24 protein-coding genes are annotated in these 23,062 nt (G+C 76.1%); 16 read left to right on the forward strand and 8 right to left on the reverse strand.

Translation table 11 applies throughout. The annotated features are described in order from the left end of the window. Positions 1-61 precede the first annotated feature (61 nt). The 3 genes from ACI8AB_RS07610 to ACI8AB_RS07620 all read left to right on the forward strand — a co-directional run bounded on the left by ACI8AB_RS07610 (position 62) and on the right by ACI8AB_RS07620 (position 3,694). Entirely contained in the window at positions 62-562 is a 501-nt protein-coding gene (locus ACI8AB_RS07610; RefSeq protein ID WP_456949609.1) for a Fur family transcriptional regulator, read from the forward strand. Continuing rightward, positions 559-2,223, forward strand: a complete 1,665-nt coding sequence (locus ACI8AB_RS07615) for a catalase (RefSeq protein ID WP_387989809.1) — start codon at positions 559-561, stop codon at positions 2,221-2,223. The genes ACI8AB_RS07610 and ACI8AB_RS07615 overlap by 4 nt, the downstream gene beginning before the upstream one ends. Before the next feature lie 163 nt (positions 2,224-2,386). Next, a complete protein-coding gene (locus tag ACI8AB_RS07620; RefSeq protein ID WP_456949610.1) occupies positions 2,387-3,694 on the forward strand; it encodes an MFS transporter in 1,308 nt (435 codons plus the stop codon). Here ACI8AB_RS07620 and ACI8AB_RS07625 read toward each other — a convergent pair. Further along, positions 3,691-4,644, reverse strand: a complete 954-nt coding sequence (locus ACI8AB_RS07625) for a proteasome assembly chaperone family protein (RefSeq protein ID WP_387989814.1) — start codon at positions 4,642-4,644, stop codon at positions 3,691-3,693. The two genes, ACI8AB_RS07620 and ACI8AB_RS07625, sit on opposite strands and share 4 nt — an antisense overlap. An 85-nt stretch (positions 4,645-4,729) precedes the next feature. After that, positions 4,730-6,103: an AI-2E family transporter gene (locus ACI8AB_RS07630; RefSeq protein ID WP_456949611.1), complete on the reverse strand. Its 1,374-nt coding sequence runs from the start codon at positions 6,101-6,103 to the stop codon at positions 4,730-4,732. Positions 6,104-6,181: 78 nt separating this feature from the next. On the opposite strand from ACI8AB_RS07630, the gene ACI8AB_RS07635 reads away from it, so the two are divergent. The 10 genes from ACI8AB_RS07635 to fabG all read left to right on the forward strand — a co-directional run bounded on the left by ACI8AB_RS07635 (position 6,182) and on the right by fabG (position 12,820). Next, positions 6,182-6,646, forward strand: a complete 465-nt coding sequence (locus ACI8AB_RS07635) for a PPOX class F420-dependent oxidoreductase (protein WP_456949612.1) — start codon at positions 6,182-6,184, stop codon at positions 6,644-6,646. Positions 6,647-6,707: 61 nt separating this feature from the next. Beyond that, a complete protein-coding gene (locus ACI8AB_RS07640; protein WP_456949613.1) occupies positions 6,708-7,253 on the forward strand; it encodes a hypothetical protein in 546 nt (181 codons plus the stop codon). A 68-nt stretch (positions 7,254-7,321) separates the two neighbouring features. Beyond that, a complete protein-coding gene (locus ACI8AB_RS07645) occupies positions 7,322-7,861 on the forward strand; it encodes a hypothetical protein (protein WP_456949614.1) in 540 nt (179 codons plus the stop codon). A 47-nt stretch (positions 7,862-7,908) separates the two neighbouring features. Continuing rightward, positions 7,909-8,676, forward strand: coding sequence for a dienelactone hydrolase family protein (locus ACI8AB_RS07650; RefSeq protein ID WP_456949615.1), 768 nt, complete (start codon positions 7,909-7,911; stop codon positions 8,674-8,676). Further along, entirely contained in the window at positions 8,673-9,071 is a 399-nt protein-coding gene (locus tag ACI8AB_RS07655; RefSeq protein WP_456949616.1) for an ankyrin repeat domain-containing protein, read from the forward strand. Before ACI8AB_RS07650 ends, ACI8AB_RS07655 begins: the two co-directional genes overlap by 4 nt. 71 nt (positions 9,072-9,142) lie before the next feature. Continuing rightward, positions 9,143-10,468 (forward strand): AI-2E family transporter, encoded by a 1,326-nt coding sequence (locus ACI8AB_RS07660; protein ID WP_456949617.1) that lies wholly within the window; start codon positions 9,143-9,145, stop codon positions 10,466-10,468. An 85-nt stretch (positions 10,469-10,553) separates the two neighbouring features. Beyond that, entirely contained in the window at positions 10,554-10,820 is a 267-nt protein-coding gene (locus ACI8AB_RS07665) for a hypothetical protein (RefSeq protein WP_456927976.1), read from the forward strand. A gap of 110 nt (positions 10,821-10,930) precedes the next feature. Further along, positions 10,931-11,392, forward strand: coding sequence for an AAA family ATPase (locus ACI8AB_RS07670; RefSeq protein WP_456949618.1), 462 nt, complete (start codon positions 10,931-10,933; stop codon positions 11,390-11,392). An 89-nt stretch (positions 11,393-11,481) separates the two neighbouring features. After that, entirely contained in the window at positions 11,482-11,901 is a 420-nt protein-coding gene (locus tag ACI8AB_RS07675) for a DUF350 domain-containing protein (RefSeq protein ID WP_456934932.1), read from the forward strand. Between the two features lie 157 nt (positions 11,902-12,058). After that, positions 12,059-12,820 carry a 3-oxoacyl-ACP reductase FabG gene (fabG, locus tag ACI8AB_RS07680; protein ID WP_387989846.1) on the forward strand — a complete coding sequence of 254 codons (762 nt, stop codon included), beginning with the start codon at positions 12,059-12,061 and terminating at the stop codon, positions 12,818-12,820. Between the two features lie 109 nt (positions 12,821-12,929). On the opposite strand, the gene ACI8AB_RS07685 is transcribed toward fabG, so the two are convergent. Both ACI8AB_RS07685 and ACI8AB_RS07690 read right to left on the reverse strand, forming a co-directional pair. Further along, on the reverse strand, positions 12,930-14,111 hold the full coding sequence (locus ACI8AB_RS07685; protein ID WP_456949619.1) for a cation:proton antiporter: 1,182 nt from the start codon (positions 14,109-14,111) through the stop codon (positions 12,930-12,932). A 9-nt stretch (positions 14,112-14,120) separates the two neighbouring features. After that, positions 14,121-14,609 carry a cation:proton antiporter regulatory subunit gene (locus ACI8AB_RS07690; protein WP_387989852.1) on the reverse strand — a complete coding sequence of 163 codons (489 nt, stop codon included), beginning with the start codon at positions 14,607-14,609 and terminating at the stop codon, positions 14,121-14,123. Between the two features lie 109 nt (positions 14,610-14,718). On the opposite strand from ACI8AB_RS07690, the gene ACI8AB_RS07695 reads away from it, so the two are divergent. Beyond that, positions 14,719-15,339, forward strand: a complete 621-nt coding sequence (locus ACI8AB_RS07695; RefSeq protein ID WP_456949620.1) for an SGNH/GDSL hydrolase family protein — start codon at positions 14,719-14,721, stop codon at positions 15,337-15,339. 2 nt (positions 15,340-15,341) lie between these two features. Here the strand turns inward: ACI8AB_RS07695 and ACI8AB_RS07700 are convergent, their stop codons facing one another. From ACI8AB_RS07700 to ACI8AB_RS07710, 3 genes are read right to left on the reverse strand one after another with little or no spacing between them, the layout of a single operon-like run. After that, complete coding sequence (locus tag ACI8AB_RS07700) at positions 15,342-16,001, reverse strand: NADPH-dependent F420 reductase (RefSeq protein WP_456949621.1); 660 nt, start codon at positions 15,999-16,001, stop codon at positions 15,342-15,344. A 35-nt stretch (positions 16,002-16,036) separates the two neighbouring features. After that, positions 16,037-18,901: an FAD-binding and (Fe-S)-binding domain-containing protein gene (locus tag ACI8AB_RS07705; RefSeq protein WP_456949622.1), complete on the reverse strand. Its 2,865-nt coding sequence runs from the start codon at positions 18,899-18,901 to the stop codon at positions 16,037-16,039. 54 nt (positions 18,902-18,955) lie between these two features. Next, positions 18,956-19,360, reverse strand: coding sequence for a cupin domain-containing protein (locus ACI8AB_RS07710; RefSeq protein WP_456949623.1), 405 nt, complete (start codon positions 19,358-19,360; stop codon positions 18,956-18,958). Between the two features lie 177 nt (positions 19,361-19,537). On the opposite strand from ACI8AB_RS07710, the gene ACI8AB_RS07715 reads away from it, so the two are divergent. Further along, a complete protein-coding gene (locus tag ACI8AB_RS07715; protein WP_456949624.1) occupies positions 19,538-20,941 on the forward strand; it encodes an MFS transporter in 1,404 nt (467 codons plus the stop codon). 10 nt (positions 20,942-20,951) lie between these two features. Here ACI8AB_RS07715 and ACI8AB_RS07720 read toward each other — a convergent pair whose 3' ends face one another. After that, the gene (locus ACI8AB_RS07720; RefSeq protein WP_456903108.1) at positions 20,952-21,581 is read right to left on the reverse strand and encodes a TetR/AcrR family transcriptional regulator; all 630 of its coding nucleotides are present in this window, start codon (positions 21,579-21,581) and stop codon (positions 20,952-20,954) included. 111 nt (positions 21,582-21,692) lie between these two features. Here ACI8AB_RS07720 and ACI8AB_RS07725 point away from each other — a divergent pair, with 111 nt between their 5' ends. Then, positions 21,693-23,024 (forward strand): MFS transporter, encoded by a 1,332-nt coding sequence (locus tag ACI8AB_RS07725; RefSeq protein WP_456949625.1) that lies wholly within the window; start codon positions 21,693-21,695, stop codon positions 23,022-23,024. The last annotated feature ends 38 nt before the right edge of the window (positions 23,025-23,062 follow it).

Below are 23,062 nucleotides of genomic sequence, written 5' to 3' on the forward strand. Positions count from 1 at the left end.
CCCCACCCGACACGCGCCCTTGATTTGACTGACTAAAGAAAAGCGGGTTGGGTGGGACCCGATGGAGACGACGTGGGCGCCGCGGCTGCGCGACGCCGGGCTGCGGGTCACCCGGCCCCGGCTCGCGGTCCTCGACGCCCTCGCCGCCCATCCGCACGCCGATGCGGACACGCTGGTCACGGTGGCCCGCCGGGCGCACCCCACGCTCTCGCCGCAGGCGGTGTACGGCGTCCTCAAGGCGCTGGTCGCCGTCGGGCTGGCCCGCCGGGTCGAGCCCGCGGGCGCGCCGGCGCTGTACGAGGTCCGCGTGGGGGACAACCACCACCACCTGGTCTGCCGCTCGTGCGGTGCGGTCGCCGACGTCGACTGCACCGTGGGCGCGGCACCGTGCCTGGTCCCGTCGGACACGGCCGGCTTCGTCGTCGACGAGGCCGAGGTCGTGTTCTGGGGCCTGTGTCCCGACTGCCGGGGCGCCGGCCACCCGGCCGGCGTCCCCGGCCCGTCCGTCCGCGGCCGTTCCACGGCCGGACAGCACCACACCCGAGGAGAGGCAGGAGCATGACCGACGTCGCATCGCAGGGCCCGGCCCCGAGCGAGGCGGACCGCCCGGTCCTGACCAACCGTCAGGGCCACCCGGTCTACGACAACCAGAACCAGCGGACGGTGGGCGCGCGCGGCCCGGCGACGCTGGAGAACTACCAGTTCCTCGAGAAGATCAGCCACTTCGACCGGGAGCGGATCCCCGAGCGCGTCGTGCACGCGCGCGGCATCACCGCGTTCGGCTACTTCGAGGCCGACGGCACCGTCGGCGACGAGCCGATCAGCCGGTACACGCGCGCCAAGCTGTTCCAGGAGAAGGGCAAGCGCACCGACGTCGCGCTGCGGTTCTCCACCGTGGCCGGTGGCCGCGACTCCTCGGAGTCCGCGCGTGACCCGCGCGGGTTCGCCGTGAAGTTCTACACCGAGGAGGGCAACTGGGACCTCGTCGGCAACAACCTCGGCGTCTTCTTCATCCGCGACGCCATCAAGTTCCCCGACTTCATCCACTCCCAGAAGCCGGACCCGGTCACCTTCGAGGCGAGCGTCGCCGAGCGGGCGTTCGACTTCTTCAGCCAGACCCCCGAGGCCATGCACATGATCTCGCTGGTCTTCAGCCCGCGGGGCACGCCGGCCAGCTACCGGCACATGCAGGGCTTCGGCGTGAACACCTACAAGTGGGTCAACGCCCAGGGTGAGACCGTCCTGGTCAAGTACCACTGGTACCCGAAGCAGGGCGTGAAGTCCTGGACCGCCGCGGACGCCTCGGCCGCGCAGGCCAAGAGCCTGGGCACGCACACCAAGGACCTGCACGACGCCATCGCCGCCGGCGACCACCCGTCGTGGGACCTCTACGTCCAGATCATGAGCGACGACGAGCACCCGGAGCTGGACTTCGACCCGCTCGACGACACCAAGGTCTGGCCCGAGGAGCTGTTCCCGGTCCGCAAGGTCGGGACGATGACGCTCAACCGGATGCCGGTGGACAACTTCACCGAGAACGAGCAGATCGCGTTCGGCACCGGTGTGCTGGTCGACGGCCTGGACTTCTCCGACGACAAGATGCTCGTCGGCCGGACGTTCTCCTACTCCGACACCCAGCGCTACCGGGTCGGCCCGAACTACCTGCAGCTGCCGGTGAACGCGCCGAAGGCCCGGGTGGCCACCAACCAGCGCGACGGCCAGATGGCCTACGGCGTGGACCGGGCCGAGGGCACCAACCCGCACGTGAACTACGAGCCGTCGATCCTCGGCGGCCTGCGGGAGGCGCAGTACCCGACGCACGACGAGCAGGGCCCGGTCATCACCGGCCGGCTCACCCGCAAGCGGATCCCGCGCACGAACGACTACGCGCAGGCCGGCGAGCGCTACCAGCTCTCGGAGCAGTGGGAGAAGGACGACCTGGTGAAGAACCTGGTCGACGCCCTCTCGCAGTGCCGCCGCGAGATCCAGGAGCGGATGGTCTGGCACTTCTTCATGTGCGACGACGAGTGGGGCCAGCGGGTCGGCGACGGCCTGGGCATCACCGCCGACGACGTCCGCGGCCTGGAGCCGCTGCAGACGCAGACCCTCACCGAGGAGGAGCTGCAGCGCGCCGCCAACCTCGGCAAGAACGGTCCGCGCGACGTCACCGGCCACCAGATGACGCACTGCGTGCCCAACGAGCACGTCACCGTCGAGGCCTGATCAGCGCAGGGCACACCGCAGCGGGCCGCGTCCGGGATCCCCGGGCGCGGCCCGCTGTCGTTCCAGGCGGACCGGCTTCCGCTGGGCGGGAGCCGCTTGGGCCGCGGCGCGGGGCACTCCTACCGTCGGTCGACCCCCGACGCCCTCGCCGTGGAGGACACCGATGAGCTCGACCCCCGTCCGCTCGGCGACGCCCGGCGCCGCCGCCCGCGCCGCCGGGTGGGTGGCGCCGCTGTGCTGGATCGCGGTGCTGCTCGACGGCTTCGACCTGGTCGTCGTCGGGACCGTCGTCCCCACGCTGCAGGAGCCGGAGGAGTTCGGCCTCACCGGCACCGGCGCCACCGCGGTGATCACCGTCGGCCTGGTCGGCATGATGATCGGCGCGCTAACCATCGGCACGCTCACCGACCGGGTCGGCCGCCGCAAGGCGCTCATCGGCGCCGTGGCGTCGTTCTCGCTGTTCACCCTGCTGTGCGCGTTCGCCCCCAACGAGGTCGTGTTCGGGCTGCTGCGCTTCCTCGCGGGCCTGGGCCTGGGCGGCTGCCTGCCGACGGCCATCGCCATGGTCAACGAGTTCACCCGCGCCGGGCGCAGCGGCCGGGCCACCACGACGATCATGACCGGCTACCACGTCGGCGCCGTGGCCACCGCGGCCCTGGCCATCCCGGTCATCCCGTCGCTGGGCTGGCGGTGGATGTTCGTCATCGGCGCGGCCCCGGCCCTGGTGCTCGTCCCGCTCATGCTCGCCCGGCTGCCGGAGTCGGCGTCCTTCCTGCAGGCCGCCGGCCGGCGGGCGGAGGCCGAGGAGGTGGCCCGCCGCTACGGGCTGGAGCTGGAGAGCGCGCCCGGCCCGGCACCGGCCGGCGCCACCGCCGGCGCCGCCTCGACCGTCCGCTCGCTGTTCACCGGCGGGTTCGCCCGCAACACCGTGGCCATCGGGGTGACCTCGTTCATGGGGCTGCTGCTGGTCTACGGCCTGAACAACTGGCTGCCGACGATCATGCGCGAGGCCGGCTACGACCTCGGCGACTCGCTGGCGTTCCTGCTGGTGCTCAACGTCGGCGCCATCGTCGGCCTGCTGGTGGCCGGCACGGTCGCCGACCGCATCGGCGCCCGCACCGCCGGGATGATCTGGTTCGCCTCCGGCGCGCTGTTCCTGGCGCTGCTGTCGGTCGAGCTGCCCACCGCGGGCCTCTACCTGATGTGCTTCCTCACCGGCTGCTTCGTCTTCTCGGCGCAGGTGCTCGTCTACGCGTTCACCAGCGCCAACCACCCGCCGGCCGTGCGCGCCACCGCGCTGGGCTGGTCGGCCGGCGCCGGCCGGATCGGCGCGATCGTCGGGCCGGTGGTCACCGGCGCGCTGGTGACGGCGGGCATCGCCTTCCCGTGGGGCTTCTACGTGTTCGCCGTCGTCGGCGCGCTGGGCGCGCTGGCCCTGAGCGTCACCCGGACACGGCGCCCCGCGCGCTAGTCGCTTCGACCGCGACGGTCCTGCTCGGCGAGGAAGCGCTCGAACTCCGCGCCGATCTCGTCGCCGCTGGGCACCTCACCGGCCCCGCCGAGCAGGTCCTCGCCCTCGCGGGCGGCGGCGAACTGGTCGTACTGCTGCTCCAGCGCCGCCACGACGGCGGTGTTGTCGGCCGAGCGGGCGATCTGCTCGTCGACCTCGGTGCGGTGCTGCTGCGCCGCCTCGCGCAGCGTCTCGGTGGGGAGCAGCAGCCCGGTGAGCCGGCCCAGCTCCTCGAGCAGGGTGAGCGTGGCGGCCGGGTAGCTGGCCTGCGCCAGGTAGTGCGGCACGTGCGCGGCCACCCCGAGGGCGTCCACGCCGGCCTCGCCCAGGCGCAGCTCCAGCAGCGCCGAGGCGCTGCCCGGGACGCGCAGCTCGCCCCAGTAGACGGGGTAGGTCTCGATGAGCTGCCGGCGCGTGGCGTGCGCGGTGACCGTCACCGGCCGGGTGTGCGGCACCGGCATCGGGATGGCCTGCAGCGCCACCACCGAGGTCACCCCGAGCCGCTCGACCGTCCCGACGACGGCGGCGGCGAAGCCCTCCCACCGGTAGTCCGGCTCGGGGCCGTGCAGCAGCAGGAACGGCTCACCGGCGTCGTCCTCCAGCGCCGAGAGCACGATCTCCGGCGCGGCGAAGTCCTCGTAGTGGTCGCCGTTGAACGTCATCCGCGGCCGGCGGGCGCGGTAGTCGACCAGCAGGTCCGCGTCGAAGCGCGCGACGGTGCGGTGCGGCAGCGAGGCCAGCAGGTGCGAGGCGGCGAGCTGGGCGGACGAGGCGGCGTCGAAGTCGCCCGCGAGGGCGTGCACGAGCACCAGGCCCCGCCGCTGCGCGGCCCCGGTGACCGCCTCCTCGGCGGCGACGAACGGATCGGCCTCGGGAGTGAGCTCGACGAGCTCCTCCGGTCGCTGCGCCACGGGGGCACCTCCTGCTGGTCGGACGCCTGCTGATCGGACGTCGTCAGGGGACAGCGACGGCGGCCCGGCCGGCATTCCCGTCCGGTCAGGCCGGCGGCGCGGCGGAGCGGGTCAGGACGGCGCCGTCGTCGTCGCCGGACACCTCGTGGCGGGTGCCGTCGTCGGCGACCTCGGGATGGCGGCCGTCGAGCGCGTCGCGGGTGTACCGGTAGACGACGGCGATCAGCGCGGCCACCGGCACCCCGAGGAAGGCGCCGACGATCCCGGCCAGGCTGCCGCCGGCGGTGACGGCGAGGATGACCACCGCGGCGTGCAGGTTGAACCCGCGGCCCTGGATGATCGGCTGCAGCACGTTGCCCTCGATCTGCTGCACCAGCAGCACGATCCCGAAGACGATCAGCGCCACCGTGAAGCCCTCGTCGACCAGGGCGATCAGCACCGCGAAGGCGCCGGCGACGAACGCGCCGATGATGGGGACGAACGCGCCGAAGAAGGTCAGCACGGCCAGCGGGACGACCAGCGGCACGTCGAGGATCCACAACCCCAGGCCGATGAAGAAGGCGTCGACGAAGCCGACGAGGGCCTGCTGCTTGATGAACTCCGACAGGGTCGACCAGGTCTTCTGCGACAGCGCGGCGACGTGCGGGGCGGCCTTCGGCCCGGTCTGCGCGGCCAGCCACGGCACCCAGCGCGGCCCGTCCTTGATGAAGAAGAACGCCAGCACCAGCGCCAGCAGCAGGTTGAGCAGGCCGTTGCCGACGGCGGAGGCGCCGGTGGCGGCGTAGCCGGCGATGTTGGAGGCGTTCGACTGCACCGAGTCGATGGCCTGGTCGACGTACTGGCCGATCTGCTCCTCGTCGATGTTCAGCGGCGGTCCCTGCAGCCACTGCTGGACCTGCTCCAGGCCGCTGGCGGCCTGGTCGGCGAGCTCGGTGACCTGGTCGGCGACCTGCGGCGCGATGACCGCGATGAGCCCCCCGATGAGGCCCAGGAACAGCAGCAGCACGACCGCCGCGGCCAGGGCGGGGGGCCAGCCGTGCCGGCGCAGGAACCGGGTGGGCGGCCACAGCACGGTGGCGAACAGCAGGCCGAGGATGACCGGCAGCAGGATGACCCACAGCTTGCCGAGGACCCAGCCGATCACCACCAGTGCCGCGCTGATGAGCAGCAGTTGCGCGGAGGCGACGGCGAGCGTGCGGGTGGCCGACATCGCCCGCTCGCCGCGCTGCCAGGCCGGGGCGGGGGCCGCCGTGGCGTCGTGGTCGTCGGCGCGCGGGTCGCCCGGGCCGCCCTCGCCGGTGAGCGTGGGGGTGGCGCGCTCGTCGCCGACCGGCCGGCCGCCGGGCACGTCGCCGGGCGCAGCGCCGGCCGCGCGGTCCCGGGCCGGGGGAGCACCGGCGGCGGACGCGCCGGCACCGGCCGGGGCGTCGTCCCGGCGTCCGGACAGGCGGAACCTCATGGTCACATCGCACCACGGATCACCGCGGCCCACCGCCCGACGGTGGGAGGGGCGCAGGCCGCGGCTAGCGTCGGGGACGTGCCCAGGACCGCCAGAGCCGACCGGGTCGAGCGCGCCGAGCTGCTCGACTTCCTCCGCCCGCGGCACCGCGCGGTGCTGCTCACCCGTCGCCGCGAGGGCGGGGTGCAGCTGTCCCCGGTGACCTACGGCGTCGACGCCGAGGGGCGGGTCGTCGTCAGCACCTATCCGCAGCGCGCCAAGGTGCGCAACGCCCGCCGCGACCCCGCCGTCTCCCTCTGCGTGCTGTCCGACGACTGGGACGGCGCGTGGGTGCAGGTGGACGGCCGGGCCGAGGTGCTGGACCTGCCGGAGGCGCTGGAGCCGCTGGTCGAGTACTTCCGGTCGATCAGCGGCGAGCACCCCGACTGGGACGAGTACCGCGCCGCGATGGTCCGGCAGGGGAAGTCGCTGCTGCGCGTCACGGTCGAGCGCTGGGGGCCGGTGGCCACGGGCGGCTTCCCGCCCGAGCTCGCGCAGGACTGACCGGCGCGCCGGGCAAGCCCAGGAGCTTGCACCCGGGCCGGCCGGCGGCGACGCTGCGCGCGTGCCCCTGGCCGTCGCCTGCGCCCCGCTGACCGCGGGCCCCGCCGCCGGCGCGCCCCCGGCGGTCCTCGGGGCCGGCGCGCGGGCGGTGGGGGAGGGCTGGGCGGCCGTCCTCGACGACGCCGCGGTCGCGGTCGACACCGTCGTCGCGCTGGTGCGGGAGGGCGGCCGGCGGATCGGCGTCGGCGCCGCGCCGGCCGGTCCCGGTGACGGCCCGGTGGTGCTCGCCGCGCGCCGCGCCCTGGAGGCCGCCGGGCGCCGCCCGGCGCGGCTGGCCGTGCGCGGGTCCGACGCCGAGGCCGCCGCCGACGCCCAGGCGGTGCTCACCGCGCTCGCCGTCCTGCTCGCCCGCCGCAGCGCCGCGGCCTGGGCCGCCGTCGACCTGGTCGCGGCCGGCGCCACGCGGGCCGCCGCGGCCGCCGAGCTGGGCGTCTCCCGGCAGGCGGTCGCGCAGCGCCTGGCCGCCGGGTCCTGGGAGCTGGAGCTGGAGCTGCGGCCGGCCGCCGCGCGGCTGCTCGCCCGCGCCGCCGGCCGGCCGCCCGGTTGAGGGACGCCGCCGCGCGCGGTGATCACCGGTCGCGGAGGATGGGGTCGTCCCACCCCGCAGGAGGTCCCGTGTCCGAACCCGTGCAGCCGCCGCGCAACGCCGAGCTCCTCGGCGTCTACGTCAACGACCACCTCGCCTCGGCCACCGGCGGCATCGAGCTGGTCTGCCGGATGCTGGGCGTGCACCGCGGCTCGCGCTGGGAGGCGCCGCTGACCCAGCTGCTCGGCGAGCTGCGCGAGGAGAAGTCCTCGCTGCTGGCCACGGCCCGGGCGCTCGGCATCCCGGTGCGGCAGTACAAGCAGCTCGGCGTCTGGCTGGCGGAGAAGATCACCCGCGCCAAGCTCAACGGCCGGCTGCTGTCCCGCTCGCCGCTGTCGGACCTCGTCGAGTTCGAGTTCCTCGCCTCCGGGGTGCGCGCCAAGCGCAGCGGCTTCGAGACGCTGCGGATCGTCGCCGAGGCCGACGACCGCCTGGACCGGGCTGAGCTCGACCGGCTCATCGACCAGGCGCACCGGCAGTACTCGTGGCTCACCGACGCCCGCCGCGAGGTGGCCGCCGCCGTCTTTGGCGGCCGCGCGGGGGCCGCCGAGCGCACCGGCGGCGTCTGACCCGGGTCCCTCGCGCGGTGCTCCGCGCCGCCTGGTAGCACAGGGTCATGTGCCACGACCCCGCCAGCCGCCCGCCCGCCCCGCCGCGCACGGGGGAGGTCGGCGACCGCGGCCTCAGCGTGCTCACCGCGGCCGACGGCACGGAGGTCTCCGCCGCCTGGGCGCTGCCCGCCGACGTCGCGGCCGCGCCCGCCGGCGTGGTGGTCCTCCCGGACATCCGCGGGCTGCACCCGTACTACGTCGCGCTGACCGAGCGCTTCGCCGAGGCCGGCGTGCCCGCCGTCGCCCTCGACTACTTCGGCCGCACCGCCGGCACGGCCGTGAGCGGCACGCGCGACGCCGGCTTCGACTGGCAGACGCACGTCCCGCAGACCACGCCCGAGGGGGTCGACGCCGACCTCACCGCGGCCGTCGCCGAGCTGCGCCGGCGCACGGGGCCCGACCTGCCGGTGGTCACCGTCGGCTTCTGCTTCGGCGGCAGCCACTCCTGGCGGCAGTCCGGCGGCGACCTCGACGTCGCCGCCTGCGTGGGCTTCTACGGCCGGCCGGCCATGGTCGGCGACGCCGCCGCGCGGGCCTCGCGCCCGACGCTGATGGTGATCGCCGGCGCCGACGCCGCCACCCCCGTCGAGGACCAGCTCGCCCTCGCGGAGACGATGCGCGCCGCGGGCGCTGACGTCGAGACCGCGGTCTACGACGGCGCCCCGCACTCCTTCTTCGACCGCGCCGCGCCCGAGTGGGGGGAGGCCTGCCAGGACGCCTGGCGGCGGATCCTGGTCCTCGTCGACGGCCTCGGGGCGGAGGTGCGGTCGTGAGCGAGCCGATCGACCCCGGTGTCATCGAGCTCGCCGCGCGGGTCTTCGACCTCGCCCGCTTCGGCCACACCGAGGAGCTGGTCGCCTACGTCGACGCCGGCGTCCCGGTGGACCTCACCAACGACAAGGGCGACACGCTGCTGATCCTCGCCGCCTACCACGACCACCCGGGGACGGTGGCCGCGCTGCTCGAGCGCGGCGCCGACCCGGGCCGGGCCAACGACCGGGGCCAGACGGCGCTGGCCGCGGCGGTGTTCCGCCGCTCGGAGGCCGGCGTGCGGACGCTGCTGGCCGCCGGCGCGGACCCCGACGCCGGCGGGCCGAGCGCGCGCGAGACCGCGGCGTTCTTCGACCTGCCGGAGATGGCTGCGCTGCTCGAGGGCCGCACCGGCTGAGGCTCCCCGCGGGAGCCGCACCGCCGTGACACCCTGGGGCGTCACGGCGCCGTCACGGGGGGAGGACGTCCATGGTCGCGCAGTCGCACCTGCCCGAGCCGGGTGCGGAGCGGGCGCGCTCCGGGGCCTCCCGGGTGGTCCCCCCGGAGCCCACCGAGCTGCCGGGGGACCTCGCCGACGGGCTGCCCCTGGCCGCCGACGTCCCGCTCGCACCCGTCGACGGCGGCCCGGCGCCGGGACCGGCCGCGCCGCTCACCGGCCCGGGCGGGCTGCCCCGCTGGCTGGTGCTGCTGGTCGGCGCCGCGGCCGCGACGATCGCCGTCGCCGGGGTGCGCGAGATCGCCTGGCTGGTCGCGCCGGTGCTCCTGGCGCTGGTCGTCGTCGTGGCGCTCATGCCGGTGCAGCGCTGGCTGCTGCGCCACCACGTGCCGCGCTGGGCGGCGGCCGGCGTCCTGCTGCTGCTCGTGTGGGGCGTGCTGCTCGGCCTCGGGTCGCTGCTGGTCGTCGCCATCGCCCAGTTCGCCGTCCTGCTGCCCGACTACGCCCCGCAGTTCGCGGTGCTGCTGGACGACACGGTGCAGCGGCTCGACGAGGCCGGGCTGTCCTCGACGCAGATCCAGGACCTGGTCGACCGGTTCGACTACGGCCAGCTCGTGGGCCTGGCCACCGACCTGCTCGCCCGGGTCACCGACACCGCCAGCACGCTGGTGCTGCTGCTGTCGGCGATGGTCTTCCTCGCCATCGAGTCCGGCGGGTTCGGCCGCCGGCTGGCGCTGGTCGCCGTAGACCGGCCGCACCTGCCCATCGCGCTCGGCCTGTTCGCCCGCGGCACCCGCAGCTACCTGCTGGTGAGCACGGTGTTCGGCGCGATCGTGGCGGTGGGCGACACCGTCGCGCTGGCGATCCTCGAGGTCCCGCTGCCGGTGCTGTGGGGCCTGCTGTCGTTCATCACCAACTACGTGCCCAACATCGGGTTCGTGCTCGGCGTCATCCCGCCGGCGCTGCTCGGGCTGCTCGCCGGCGGCTGGACCGAGTTCTGGGTGGTCATCGTCGTCTACTCGCTGCTCAACTTCGTCGTGCAGACGCTCGTCCAGCCGCGCTTCGTCGGCGACTCGGTGGGCCTGTCGATGACGGTCACCTTCCTCGCGCTGCTGTTCTGGGGCTGGGTGCTGGGCGCGCTGGGCGCGCTGCTGGCCATCCCGCTCACGCTGCTGGTGAAGGCGCTGCTGGTCGACGTCGACCCGCGCGGGCACTGGCTGGACGCGCTGCTGCGGGAGGAGCCGAGAGCCCCGCGGACCAGCCGCGCACGGCAGCGCGCGCAGGCCCGGCGGGCGGCGCTGGCCTCGGTCCGGGCGCTGCACCCGCACTGGCCCTCGCGGCGTGGATCCGGGGACTGACCAGGGCGTTCGGGGAATGTCAGGGGTCGGGAGGACGTTGTCCACAAGCCGGGGAACGGTCCCGGCGAGACCCCGAGGAGGACCCGTGAAGGGCGATCGTGTCGAGGTCGTCATCGACGCCGGTGGCGACACCCGAACCTACGAGATCGAGGCCACCCGCGCCGGGCGCCGGGTGGACGTGTCCCACGGCCGCGGCGTCGTGGAGGTCACCGAGACCACCCGCGGCGGCACGCCCGTGCGCACCGCACGCTTCATGTCCGGGAGGGTGCTCGCGCTGGTCGAGCACCCGGCGGCCCGCCCGGTGTTCGAGGACGACGACGAGCCGGTGACCCCGCTGCGCCGCAGCGCGTGAGGGAGGACCTCCCTGCCCCCCTCGAAGGACCCCCTGCCCCCCGCCACTCGCAGGCTCGCGGTGGGACCCTGCAGGGAGGCCGTTCCGGCACCCCACCCGAGCTGGTGGTGATGGTCGGCCTGCAGGGCGCGGGCAAGTCGACCTGGGTGCAGCGGACCCTCGCCGCGACGCACGAGGTGGTGAGCAAGGACCACTGGCCCCGCGCCCGGCGGCGGGAGGCCCGGCAGCAGCGGCTCGTCGCCGGGCTGCTGGCGGCCGGGCGCAGCGTCGTCGTGGACAACACCAGCCCCTCGCCGGAGGAGCGCGCACCGCTGGTCGCCGCGGCCCGCGCGGCCGGCGTGCCGGTGCGCGCGGTGTGGGTGGACACCCCGCTCGAGGAGTGCCTGGCCCGCAACGCGGCCCGCGAGTCGCCGGTGCCGCTGGTCGGCGTGCACGCCGCCCGCGCGCGGTTCGTCCCGCCCACCGCGGCCGAGGGCTTCGACCGGGTCGACGTCGTGCGGGGTGACGTCGTGCGGGGCGACGTCGTGCGGGGCGACGTCGTGCGGGGCGATGTGGCGCGCCCGGGGGACTGACCGGCCGGACCGTCGCGTGCGGCCGGGGGAGCCGGTGCGGTAGGAACTGGCAGGCCCGTCCGCTCCCGTCCCCCGGAGGTACCCGTCCCGTGCTGGCCAGCATCGGCTACGCCGTCGCCTACACCGCCGTCGGCCTCGTGCTGCTGGCCCTCGGCTTCCTCGTCCTCGACCTGCTGACGCCCGGCCACCTGGGCCGGCGCATCTACGAGGACCGGTCGGTGAGTGCCGCGGTCGTCCTGTCCGCCGGGTTCCTCGCCCAGGGCGCGGTCATCTTCGCCGCGATCTGGACCAACGCGACGTCCGGGTTCGGGGAGGCGCTGCTCTGGACCGTGGTCTTCGGCGTGCTCGGCGTGGTGCTGCAGGCCGTCGCCTTCCTCGTCCTCGACCTGCTCACGCCGGGGAAGATGGGCCAGCTCGTCACCGAGACCGGCTTCCACCCCGCGAGCCTGGTGATGGCCGCGACCCAGCTCTCGGTCGCCGCGATCATCGTCGCCTCGATCTGGCCGTGACGGCCGCCGCGCACCGGTACGGGGGCGTCTCCGGACGCCGCGGGGGCCCGCCGTAACCTGTCCGGCGCAGCCCGGGGGCCGGCGCGGGGTCGACCCGGCCCGAGCCCCCCACCCGGACCGGCCGGCGACGACGCCGCCACCAACGAGAGGAACTGCCATGAGCGAGGCCACCCCCCGCGTCGCCATCGTGACCGGCGCCGCGCGCGGCATCGGCGCCGCGACGGCGAAGCGCCTGGCCGCCGACGGCTTCGCCGTCGCCGTGCTCGACCTCGACGAGGCGAACACCAAGGACACCGTGCAGGCGATCGAGTCCGCCGGCGGGCGCGCGCTCGGCGTGGGCGCCGACGTCAGCGACGCCGAGCAGGTGCAGGCCGCTGTCGACCGGATCGCCGCCGAGCTCGGCCCGCCCGTCGTCCTCGTCAACAACGCGGGCGTCATCCGCGACAACATGCTGTTCAAGATGACCGAGGTCGACTGGGACCTGGTCATGAACGTGCACCTGCGCGGCGCCTTCCTCATGAGCCGGGCCTGCCAGAAGCACATGGTCGAGGCCAAGTGGGGCCGGATCGTGAACCTGTCGAGCACCTCGGCGCTGGGCAACCGCGGCCAGGCGAACTACTCGACGGCGAAGGCGGGCCTGCAGGGCTTCACCAAGACCCTCGCCATCGAGCTGGGCAAGTTCGGCGTCACCGCCAACGCGATCGCCCCGGGCTTCATCCAGACCGAGATGACGATGGCCACCGCCGAGCGCATGGGCATCCCCTTCGACGACTTCATCAAGGGCGCCGCCTCGCAGATCCCGGTGGCCCGCGTCGGCCAGCCCGAGGACATCGCGCACCTGGTGTCGTTCTTCGTCAGCGAGGGCGCCGGCTTCGTCTCGGGTCAGGTCGTGTACGCCGCGGGTGGCCCGAAGGCCTGACGGCCACCACGCACGGACCCACGGGGCCCGGCCGGGAGCGATCCCGGCCGGGCCCCGTCGCGTCGTGGAGCGGCGGCCGTGTCCCGCCCCGGGCCCGCCGCGCCGGCGCTCACGCGGCCGGCGCCGCGGGCCCGGGATGGGCCGTGCCGGGGAGCGCGGTCCGGGGCTCGGCCAGCCGCGTCACCACGGGACCGGCGACGGCGAGCACCAGCACGTACGCGGTGGTCAGGGGACCCAGCTCGGTCAGTCCGGCCGCCACGGCCAGGCCGGCGATGACCACGGAGAACTCGCCGCGGGCGATCAACGCCGTCCCGGCTCGCCAGCGGCCCGGAGCGGCGACACCGTCCCGGCGGGCGGCGTACCAGCCCGTTCCCACCTTGGTCGCCGCGGTCACGACGGCGAGGAGCAGCGCCGCCGGCAGGACCGGGAGGACGTCGGCGGGGTCGGTGCCCAGCCCGAAGGCGACGAAGAAGGTGGCCGCGAACAGGTCGCGCAGCGGGGTGAGGATCCGCCGCACCCGTTCGGCGAAGGGTGCGGGCAGGGCCAGCCCGACCAGGAAGGCGCCGACCGCGGCCGAGACGCCCAGCGCCTGCGCCGCGCCGGCGACCAGCAGGGTCAGCCCGACCAGCCGCAGGAGCACCTGCTCGTCGTCCGGGGAGGTGAGCAACCGCCCCAGGAGCCGGCCGTGGCGCCGGGCGGCGGCCAGGACGAGGACCACGGTCCCGGCGGCCAGGGCGAGTCCGCCGGCGGCCGCGGCCGGGCCGCCCCCGGCCAGCGCCACGGCCAGCAGGGGCAGCACCAGCGCCATGGCGAGGTCCTCGAGCACCAGGACCGAGAGCACGGCCGGTGTCTCCCGGTTGGCCAGCCGGCCGAGGTCGGCGAGCAGCCGGGCCACGATGCCGGACGACGAGATGTAGGTGATGCCCCCGAGGGCGAGCGCGCCCTGCCAGGGCAGGCCGAGCGCCAGGCCGGCCACGATGCCCGGCGGCGCGTTGAGCAGCAGGTCCACCAGGCCGGAGCGGCCGTGGTGGCGCAGCGAGGTGAACAGCTCGTCGGGTGAGAACTCGAGACCGAGGGCGAGCAGCAGCAGCACGACGCCGATCTCGGCCGCGGCCTCGATGAACGGCGTGGCCGTGGTCAGGGGCGCGAGCCCGCCGTCGCCCACCGCGAGCGCGGCCACGAGGACGAACGGGATGGGGGAGAGGTCCAGGCGCCGGGCGAGCAGGCCGAGCAGCGCGAGCCCCAGGAACAGCAGCCCCAGCTCGACCAGCAGCGCCTCGGTGCCGTGCACGTCGGGGGCCTAGGCCGCGCCGTCCAGCCGCGCGCCGAGCTGGGTGAGCCCGGCGTCGGAGCCGATGGCGACCAGCACGTCCCCGGCGTGCAGCACCTCCGCCGGGCCGGGGGAGGGGACGACGTCGTGCTCGCGCACCACGGCCACGATCGAGCACCCGGTCAGGGTCCGGGCGCGGGTCTCGCCGAGCGGGCGCCCGTCGAAGGGTGACCCGGCGTGCACGAGGAAGCGGGCGGACCGGAGCCCCGGCACCTCCCGCGAGAGGTCCACGAACCGCTGGGTCAGCCGCGGCGCTCCCAGGAGCTCGGCCAGGACGCCGGTCTCCTCGGCGTCGAGGCGGAACACGGCGCGGGCGCGGTCCGGGTCGCGCCGGTCGAACACGGCCACCTCCGCGCCGCCCTCGCGCTGGACGACGACGGCCAGGCGGTCGCCGGCACGGGTCGTGAGCCCGTAACGCACGCCGACGCCGGGCAGCATGGTCTCGTCCAGATCCACCACGCGGGCATCGTGGCAGAGCGTCGCGGGTCCGGCCGCACGGTGGCCGGGGTCACCGGCGGCCGGCCCGGGCGGCGGGCAGAGCGACCCGCCGGCCGGCGTTGTACCGGGCGTGACCGACCGTCTCCGCCTCGCCGTCCTCGGTGACTCGATCGCGTACGGCACCGGTGCCGCGCGGGTCGAGGACGGGCTCGGCCCGCGGCTGGCGCAGGTGCTGCGCAGCGCGGGCATCGAGACCGACCTGTCCGTGCTCGCCGTGCCCGGCGCCGTCTCCCGCGACCTCGCGGCGCAGGTGCGCCGGGCCGCGCCGGTGGACGCCGACCTCGCCGTCGTGGTGATCGGCGCCAACGACCTGGCCCGGTTCCTCCCCGTCGAGCAGGCGGTCGCCGCGCTCGGCTCCGCCGTCGACGGGCTGCGCGCCGCGGGCACCGACGTCGTCGTCGTGCCGGCGCCGGACATGTCCAGCGTGCCGTTCGTGCCGCCGGCGTTCCGGCCGGTCGTGCAGGCCGCCTGCGCGGTGCTGCAGCAGCGGCAGGCGGAGGCGGCGCAGGCGCGCGGCGCCGTCGTCGCGGCGGTGTCCGCCGAGGTGGGCCGGGCGTTCAGCACCGACCCGGCGCTGTTCTCCGCCGACCGGTTCCACCCCTCCTCGGCCGGCTACGCGCGGATCGCGGCGGCGCTGGCCCCGACGGTGCTGGCCGCCGCCCGCGCCCGCCGGGACCGCCGCGCCGCCTGAGCTCACGCGGCCCGGGTCGCCTCCGCGGTCGCCCGGCGCAGGCCCTCGAGGTTGAGGTCCGGGCCGTAGCCGGGGGTGCCGGGCTCGATCCGCCAGCTCTCGGACAGCGGGCCCAGGTCGAGCACGTCGAAGCCGACCTCGTCGATGAACGAGGCGACGACCTCCTTCGCCGAGGCGTCGTCCCCGGCGACGGCGAGCGCCCGCCGGTGCGGCGTGCCGCTCGGCGTCCGCCGCGCGGTGATCTGCGCGGCCTGGATGTGGTTGAACGCCTTGACCACCCGGGACGTGGGGAGGTGGTCCTGCAGCAGCTGCGAGCTGGTGGTGGTCCCCTGGTCGAGGGCGGCGACGTGCCCGTCGCGCTCCGGGTAGTAGTTGTTGGTGTCGATGACCACCTTCCCGGCCAGCGGCTCCACCGGGATGTCGGGCAGGGCCCTGAGCGGCACGGTGACGACGACCAGGTCGCCGGCGGCGCCGGCCTCGGCGGCGGTCGCGGCGCGCACGGAGCCGCGGCGGGAGGGCCGGTCCCCGAGCGCGTCGACGAGGCCGGCGAGCGTCTCCGGGCCGCGCGAGTTGGACAGGACGACGTCGTGGCCGAGGTCGGTGGCCGCCTGCGCGAGCGCCGTGCCGATGTGGCCGGCCCCGATGATGCCGAGAGTGGTCATGCCTGCCGCCAACGCGCCCGCCGGCGGCCCATTCCCTACGCCTCGCGTGCCCGGTCCAGCGCGTCGGCGAGCAGCTCGGCCAGGTGCCGGCCGGGGCGGTCGGCGAGCTGGTCCAGCTGCGTGCGGCAGGAGAACCCGTCGGCCAGCACGACGGCGTCCGGCCCGGCCGCGCGGACGGCGGGCAGCAGCTGCTGCTCCGCGATCGCCACCGACACCTCGTGGTGGCCACGCTCGACGCCCCAGTTGCCGGCCAGCCCGCAGCAGCCGCCGAGCCGGGTGACCGTCGCACCGGCCCGGCGCAGCAGCCGCTCATCGGCCGCCCAGCCCATCACCGCGTGGTGGTGGCAGTGCGGCTGCGCGACCACCTCGACCCCGGACAGTGACGGCGGCGCCCACCCCTCGGTGGCCGTGAGCAGCTCGGCCAGCGTCCGGGTGGCCGCGGCGACCCGCCCGGCGGCCGGGTCGTCGAGCAGCTCCACGGCGTCGCTGCGCAGCGCCGCGGTGCACGAGGGCTCCACCCCGACGATCGGGATGCCGGCGTCGGCCAGCGGCGCGAGCCGGCGCACCGTGTCGCCGAGGATGCGCCTGGCGGTGTCCAGCTGCCCCGTGGTGATCCAGGTGAGCCCGCAGCAGGTGTCGTCGCCGGGCACCTGCACCGAGTAGCCGGCGGCCTCGAGCACCCGGACGGCGGCGTGCGCGGCCTCCGGCGCGAAGTGGTCGGTGAACGAGTCCACCCACAGCGCCACCGGCGCGCCGCCGCCGGGCCGCGGGGTGAACGACTGCCGGAAGGTGCGCGGCGCGAACGACGGCAGCGACCGCCGCTGGTCCACGCCGGCGCCCCACCTCGCCAGCCGCCCGCCGAGCCGGTTGCGCAGCACGGCGTTCACCAGCCGCGGCGCCCGCGCGGCCAGGTCGGACCACATGGGCAGCCTGCCCAGCGTGTAGTGCGCCAGCGGCCGGAGGCGGCGCCGGTAGGACTGGTGCAGCACCTCGGACTTGTAGCTGGCCATGTCCACGCCGGTCGGGCAGTCCCGCGAGCAGCCCTTGCACGACAGGCACAGGTCGAGCGCGGCGTGCACCTCCGGGGAGCGCCAGTCCCGCACCGGCCCGCCGGGCGCGAGCATCTCCTGCAGCACCCGGGCGCGGCCGCGGGTGGAGTCCTTCTCCTCGCGGGTCGCCGGGAACGACGGGCACATGACGGCGACGCCGGACGGGTCGGCCCGGCACTTGCCGACGCCGGTGCAGCGGTGCACCGCGTTGGACAGGTCGCCGCCGTCGTGCCGGTAGGCCAGCGCCAGGGTGGGCGGCCCGGTGCGGAGCAGCCGGGGCGCGGCGGCCACCCGGACGTCGTCGTCCAGTCGGGCCGGGCGCACCAGCACGCCGGGGTTGAGCACGTCGTCGGGGTCGAACAGCGCCTTGACCTGCGCGAAGAGGTCCAGCGCGGCGGGGGAGTACATGGTCGGCAGCAGCTCGCTGCGGGCCCGGCCGTCGCCGTGCTCGCCCGACACCGACCCGCCGTAGCGGGCGACCAGCCGGGCGGCGTCCTCGACGAAGGAGCGGTAGGCGGCGCGGCCGCGGTCGGGCTCGCGCCCGAACGGGAAGTCGATGCGCACGTGCACGCAGCCGTCGCCGAAGTGTCCGTACGGCACGCCCTGCAGCCCGTGCTGCTCCAGCAGCGCGTCGAACTCGCGCAGGTAGGCGCCGAGGGACTCCACCGGCACGGCGGCGTCCTCCCAGCCGGCGTGCGCGGGGCGGCCGTCGGAGGTGCGCGCGGCCAGGCCGGCGCCGTCCTCGCGGATCCGCCAGATCGCCGCGGCGTGCGCGACGTCGGTGACCACCAGGGAGTCCAGCGCGCCGGCGTCGGCGACGACGCCCGCGCCCTTCGCCTCCACCTCGGCGACGGTGTCGCCGGTGACCTCGACGATCAGCCAGCCCGCGCCGCGCGGCAGGTCGGGGACGACGGCGGCCGGCACGTCGCGCAGCCGCTGCACGATCCGCTCGTCCAGGCCCTCGACGGCGGTCGGCCCGTGCCGGAGCAGGCCCGGTGTGGCGTCGGCGGCCTCGGCCATCGACGGGTAGCCGAGCACCACCAGCCCGCGGTACGGGGCGTCGGCGACCAGCCGCACGGTCGCGCCGAGGACGACGGCCAGCGTCCCCTCGCTGCCCACCAGCGCCCGGGTGACGTCGAAGCCGTGCTCGGGCAGCAGGTGCTCCAGCGAGTAGCCCGACACCTGCCGGCCGAAGCGGCCGAGCTCGGTGCGGATGGTGGCCAGCTCGCGGCCGACCAGGGCGCGCAGGTCCTCGACCACCCCGCTGCCCGTGCCGTCCACGGCCGCCCCGGAGGTCAGCCGCAGCCGCTGCCCGGTCCCGGTGACGACGTCGAGGCCGACGACGTTGTCCGACGTCCGGCCGTAGCCCAGCGCGCGGGAGCCGCAGGCGTTGTTGCCGATCATCCCGCCGACGGTGCAGCGGTTGGCCGTGCTCGGGTCCGGCCCGAAGCGCAGCCCGTGCGGCCGGGCGGCCAGCTGCAGCCGGGCCTGGACGACGCCGGGGTCGATCACCGCGGTGCGCGCCTCGGCGTCCACCGCGTGCACCCGGTCCAGGTACCGGCTGGTGTCGACGACGACCCCGGTGCCCACCGCGTTGCCGGCGATTGAGGTGCCCGCGCCGCGCATGGTCAGCGGCACGCCGAGCGTCCGGCAGACCTCGAGGGCGGCCACGACCTCGTCGGCGTCGCGCGGGCGGACGACGGCGCGCGGCAGCACGCGGTACAGCGAGCCGTCGGAGGAGTACAGCGCCCGGGCCAGGCCCGAGTCGTCGACGTCGCCGATCCCGGCCCGGCGGAGCGCGGCGGTGACCTCGGCGGTGTCGGAGGGGGTGTCGGCGAGTGCGCTGCTCACCCCACCAGTGTCCCCGGTGCCGCCGCGGGGGTGGACGGCACCGGGGGAGGAGGGTCAGTCCCCGGTCGGCGGCTCGTCCTCGCCGGACTCCTCGGCGGCGTCGGCCTCCTCCTTGGTGTGGTGCACCGCGCCGTCGGCGTGCTCCGGCGGGCCGTAGACCGTGTACAGGACCAGCGGGTTCGGCCCCGTGTTGAGGAAGTTGTGCTTCGTCCCGGCCGGGACGACGACCAGGTCGCCCTGCGCCACCTTCTTCGTGGCACCGCCGACCTTCGCCTCGCCGACGCCGCTGACGAAGGTGAGGATCTGGTCGATGTCCTCGTGGACCTCCTCGCCGATCTCCCCGCCCGGCGGGATGGTCATGACGACCAGCTGCGTGTTCTCCCCGGTCCACAGGACCCGGCGGAAGTCGGGGCTCTCCTCGGCGACGGTCGCGATGGTGAAGTGGATGACGGACGCCATGGACGGCGCTCCTCCCTGTCTCGCGGCACCCGGACGGTGCTCCTCGGACCAGCCTTGCCCTCCAGCCGCGCGCGCCATGCCTCGCCGCCCGACGGGGTGGCGTCGCTCCACCGACCCCTGCTAGCGTCGCCGCATCCCGGTTGGAATGTCCAACCGACAGGTCTGCTGGGGGCGCGCGTGTCCCGATCGGTCGAGTCCCGTCCCGTCCCCGCGGCCGCCGACGGCGCCCCGCTGCAGCGGCGGACGCTCGCCGTCGTCGCGGTCAGCACCCTCGTCGTCCTCGCCGCCTTCGTCACCCCGCTGGCCACCGCCGTGGCCACCGCGGCCGACCTGGGCACCGGCGCGGGCGGGCAGGCGTGGCTGCTGGCGGCGATGAGCGTCGGGCTGGCCGCGGCGCTGCTGGTCACCGGCGCCGCCGCCGACGACCTCGGCCGCCGCCGGGTGTTCACCGCGGGCCTCGTGCTGCTGGCCGCCGGCGCCGCGCTGTCGGCCGCCGCGGGGTCCACCGGGGTCTTCGTCGCCGGCCGGCTGGTCGAGGGCGTCGGCGGCGCGGCCGTCCTGGCCTGCTCGCTCGGGCTGATCGCCCAGGTGTTCCCGCTCGGCCCGGCGCGGGCGCGCGCGGCGGCGGTGTGGGGCGCCAGCCTGGGCGCGGGCACCGGCGTGGGCGGGCTGGCCGCGGTGGTCCTCGACGGCGACACCGGCTGGCGGGCCACGCACGTCGCCACCGCCGTCGTCACGCTGCTGCTGGCGGTCACCGCCCGGCTGCTGCTGCCGGAGGCCGCACCCGGCCGCCGGCCGCGGGTCGACGTCGCCGGGCCGGTGCTGCTCGTCGCCGCGGTGTGCTGCCTGCTCGTCGGGCTGGTCGCCACCCGCACCGGCACCGGGACCGGGACCGTGGTCGCGCTGCTCGCCGGCGGCGCGGTGCTCGCCGTCGCGTTCGTGCTGGCCGAGTCCCGGGTGCGCGCGCCGATGGTCGACCTGGGCCTGTTCCGCGTCCGCGGCTTCCTGGCCGCGAGCGTCGGCGCGCTGGTCACCGGCGCGGCCACGGTCGGGCTGATGTCCTTCCTCGCCACCGTGCTGCAGCGGGCGCTGGGCGAGAGCCTGCTCGCGACGACGGTGCTCGTGCTCGTGTGGTCCGCGGTCGCGACGGCGACGTCGGTGGGGCTGCGCTGGCTGCCCGGCGTCGACGGGCGGGTGCTGCTGGCCGGCGGCCTGGCGGTGTCGGCCGCGGGACTGGCGGCGCTGGCCGTCCTCGACCCGGGCGACCGGGCCGCCGCGCTGCTGCCGGGCCTGCTGGTCCTGGGCGTCGGCTACGGCGCGGCCAACGCCGCGCTCGGCCGCGAGGCGGTGGCGCACGTGCCGCCGGAGCGGGCCGGCATGGGCAGCGGCGCCAACAACACCGCCCGCTACCTGGGCGCCGCCGTCGGCGTCACGCTGGTCGTCCTGCTGGTGACCGCGGGCGCGCCCGCCGGCACCGCGGCCGGGCTGCTCGCCGGGTGGGACGCGGCCGCGCTCGCCGGCGCCGGGGTCAGCGCGGCCGGGGCGCTGGCGGTCCTGGCGCTGCGACCGGCGCGCCGCTGACCCGGCGGGCTCAGCGGCGGGCGACGAGCCCGACCAGCACCTCGGTGGCGACGTCGGTGTCCTCGGCCAGCGAGCCGGCCTCGCCGCGCTCGACCCGGGCGAGCATCAGCTCGTTGAGCCCGCCGACCGCGGCGACGACGAGCGCGCGGTCCACCGCCCGCACCTCGTCGGGGTACCGCTCGGCCATCTCGGCGGCGACCCCGCGGATCAGCTCCACGTAACGGTCGATGACCTGCCGCCGCAGGGTGAGCGCGTGCCGGCCGGCGGCCTGCACCTCGACCAGCGCCGCCCAGGCCACCTCCGGGTTGGCGGCGAGCACCTCCAGGTAGGCCCGCACGGCCGACCGCAGCCGGTCCCGCCAGGCCAGCCCCTCGGCGGCCGCCCGGTCCTGCGCGGCGCGCACGGTGGCGAGCACCTTGTCGGTGGCGCGGGTGTAGAGCTCTAGGAGGCAGTGCTCCTTGTCGCGGAAGTGCGCGTAGACGACGGTCTTGGACACCCGGCCCTCGCGGGCGATGTCGGAGACCGTCGTCGCGCGGTAGCCCTTCTCGGCCATGCAGGTGGCCAGCGCGAGGAGGATGCGCACCCGGCGGTTGGCGTCGTCCTCGGTCAGGTCCTCGGGGGAGACCAGCGCGGCGGCCACCCCGCCGATCGTAGGGCCGGGCAGCCCCCGTCCGGGTGCGCTCGGGCGCGCCGTGAGGCGACTCACCGGAGATCCGGGAACAGACGGTCCGCCGCAGCTGTCGTCCTCCCCGTGACGCCCGCGACCGCCGCCCGCACCCCGCTGCGCGCCTACGCCGTCTGGCTCACCGCGCTCGCCGCCTACGTCGTCGCCGTCTTCCACCGCGCCTCGCTCGGCGTGGCGGGGGTGGAGGCGCAGGAGCGGTTCTCCGCCGGGGCGTCCGCGGTCTCGCTGTTCCTGGTGCTGCAGCTGGCGGTCTACGCCGGGCTGCAGGTGCCGGTCGGGGTGGCGCTGGACCGCTTCGGCTCGCGCCGGCTGATCGTCGCGGGCGGGGTGACCATGGCCCTCGGCCAGCTGGTGCTGGCGCTGGCCACCGACGTCCCCACCGCCGTCGCGGCCCGCGTGCTGGTCGGCGCCGGCGACGCGATGACGTTCATCAGCGTGCTGCGGGTGATCGGCTTCTGGTTCCCCGGCCGCACCGTCCCGCTGGTCACCCAGCTCACCGGCATCCTCGGCCAGCTCGGGCAGGTCGTCGCCGCCTACCCGCTGGTCGCGCTGCTGCACACGGCCGGCTGGCGCAGCACCTTCCTCGGCGCGGCGGCGGTCGGCGTGCTGGTCGTCGTCCTGGTGCTCGCCACGCTGCGCGACGCCCCGCCCGGCGTCGAGCCCGCCACCCCGGCGGGGCTGGCCGAGGTGCGCCGCAACCTGGCGCTCACCTGGCAGGAGTCCGGCACCCGGATCGGCCTCTACACCCACCTGGTCACCCAGTTCTCCGGCACGGTCTTCGCGCTGCTGTGGGGCTATCCCTTCATCGTCGTCGGGCAGGGGCTGTCCCCGGCGACGGCGGCCGGGCTGCTCACGCTGCTGGTCGTCGTCGGCATGGGGGTCGGGCCGCTGCTCGGCCGGCTGTGCGGGCGCTGGCCGCTGCGCCGCTCGGTGCTGGTCCTCGGCATCCTCGCCGTCACCGCCGCCACCTGGACCGTCGTCCTGCTGTGGCCCGGCCGCGCGCCGCTGTGGCTGCTCGTGCTGCTGGTCGTCGTGCTCGGCACCAACGGCCCCGGCTCGATGATCGGCTTCGACTTCGCGCGCACCTGGAACCCGGCCGAGCGGCAGGGCAGCGCCAGCGGCGTGGTCAACGTCGGCGGCTTCGTCGCCTCGCTGCTGACCGTCCTGGCGATCGGCGCGGTGCTCGACGTCCTCACGCCCGGCGCCTCGACCGCCTACGACCTCGACGCCTTCCGCGCCGCGTTCGCCGTCCAGTACCTGTTCTGGGCGATCGGCCTGGTCGGCGTGCTGCGCCACCGCCGGGCGCTGCGGGCGCGGCTGGCCCGTGACGGCGTCGTCCTCGCCCCGCTGGTGACGGCGGTCGGCGCCCGGCTGCGCGGCGGGTCCGCCTACCGCTGACCCCGGCCGCGGGGGCGCCGCCCCGGCCGCCCGTGCGC

The sequence above is a fragment of the Geodermatophilus sp. SYSU D00698 genome, from assembly GCF_054050335.1.

Coding starts and splice junctions, on each gene's coding strand:
- ACI8AB_RS07700 (WP_456949621.1), bottom strand. CDS start 16,001: ATGACCACTCTCGGCATCATCGGGGCCGGCCACATCGGCACGGCGCTC.
- ACI8AB_RS07615 (WP_387989809.1), top strand. CDS start 559: ATGACCGACGTCGCATCGCAGGGCCCGGCCCCGAGCGAGGCGGACCGC.
- ACI8AB_RS07710 (WP_456949623.1), bottom strand. CDS start 19,360: ATGGCGTCCGTCATCCACTTCACCATCGCGACCGTCGCCGAGGAGAGC.
- fabG (WP_387989846.1), top strand. CDS start 12,059: ATGAGCGAGGCCACCCCCCGCGTCGCCATCGTGACCGGCGCCGCGCGC.
- ACI8AB_RS07660 (WP_456949617.1), top strand. CDS start 9,143: ATGGTCGCGCAGTCGCACCTGCCCGAGCCGGGTGCGGAGCGGGCGCGC.
- ACI8AB_RS07670 (WP_456949618.1), top strand. CDS start 10,931: ATGGTCGGCCTGCAGGGCGCGGGCAAGTCGACCTGGGTGCAGCGGACC.
- ACI8AB_RS07620 (WP_456949610.1), top strand. CDS start 2,387: ATGAGCTCGACCCCCGTCCGCTCGGCGACGCCCGGCGCCGCCGCCCGC.
- ACI8AB_RS07650 (WP_456949615.1), top strand. CDS start 7,909: ATGTGCCACGACCCCGCCAGCCGCCCGCCCGCCCCGCCGCGCACGGGG.
- ACI8AB_RS07630 (WP_456949611.1), bottom strand. CDS start 6,103: ATGAGGTTCCGCCTGTCCGGACGCCGGGACGACGCCCCGGCCGGTGCC.
- ACI8AB_RS07610 (WP_456949609.1), top strand. CDS start 62: ATGGAGACGACGTGGGCGCCGCGGCTGCGCGACGCCGGGCTGCGGGTC.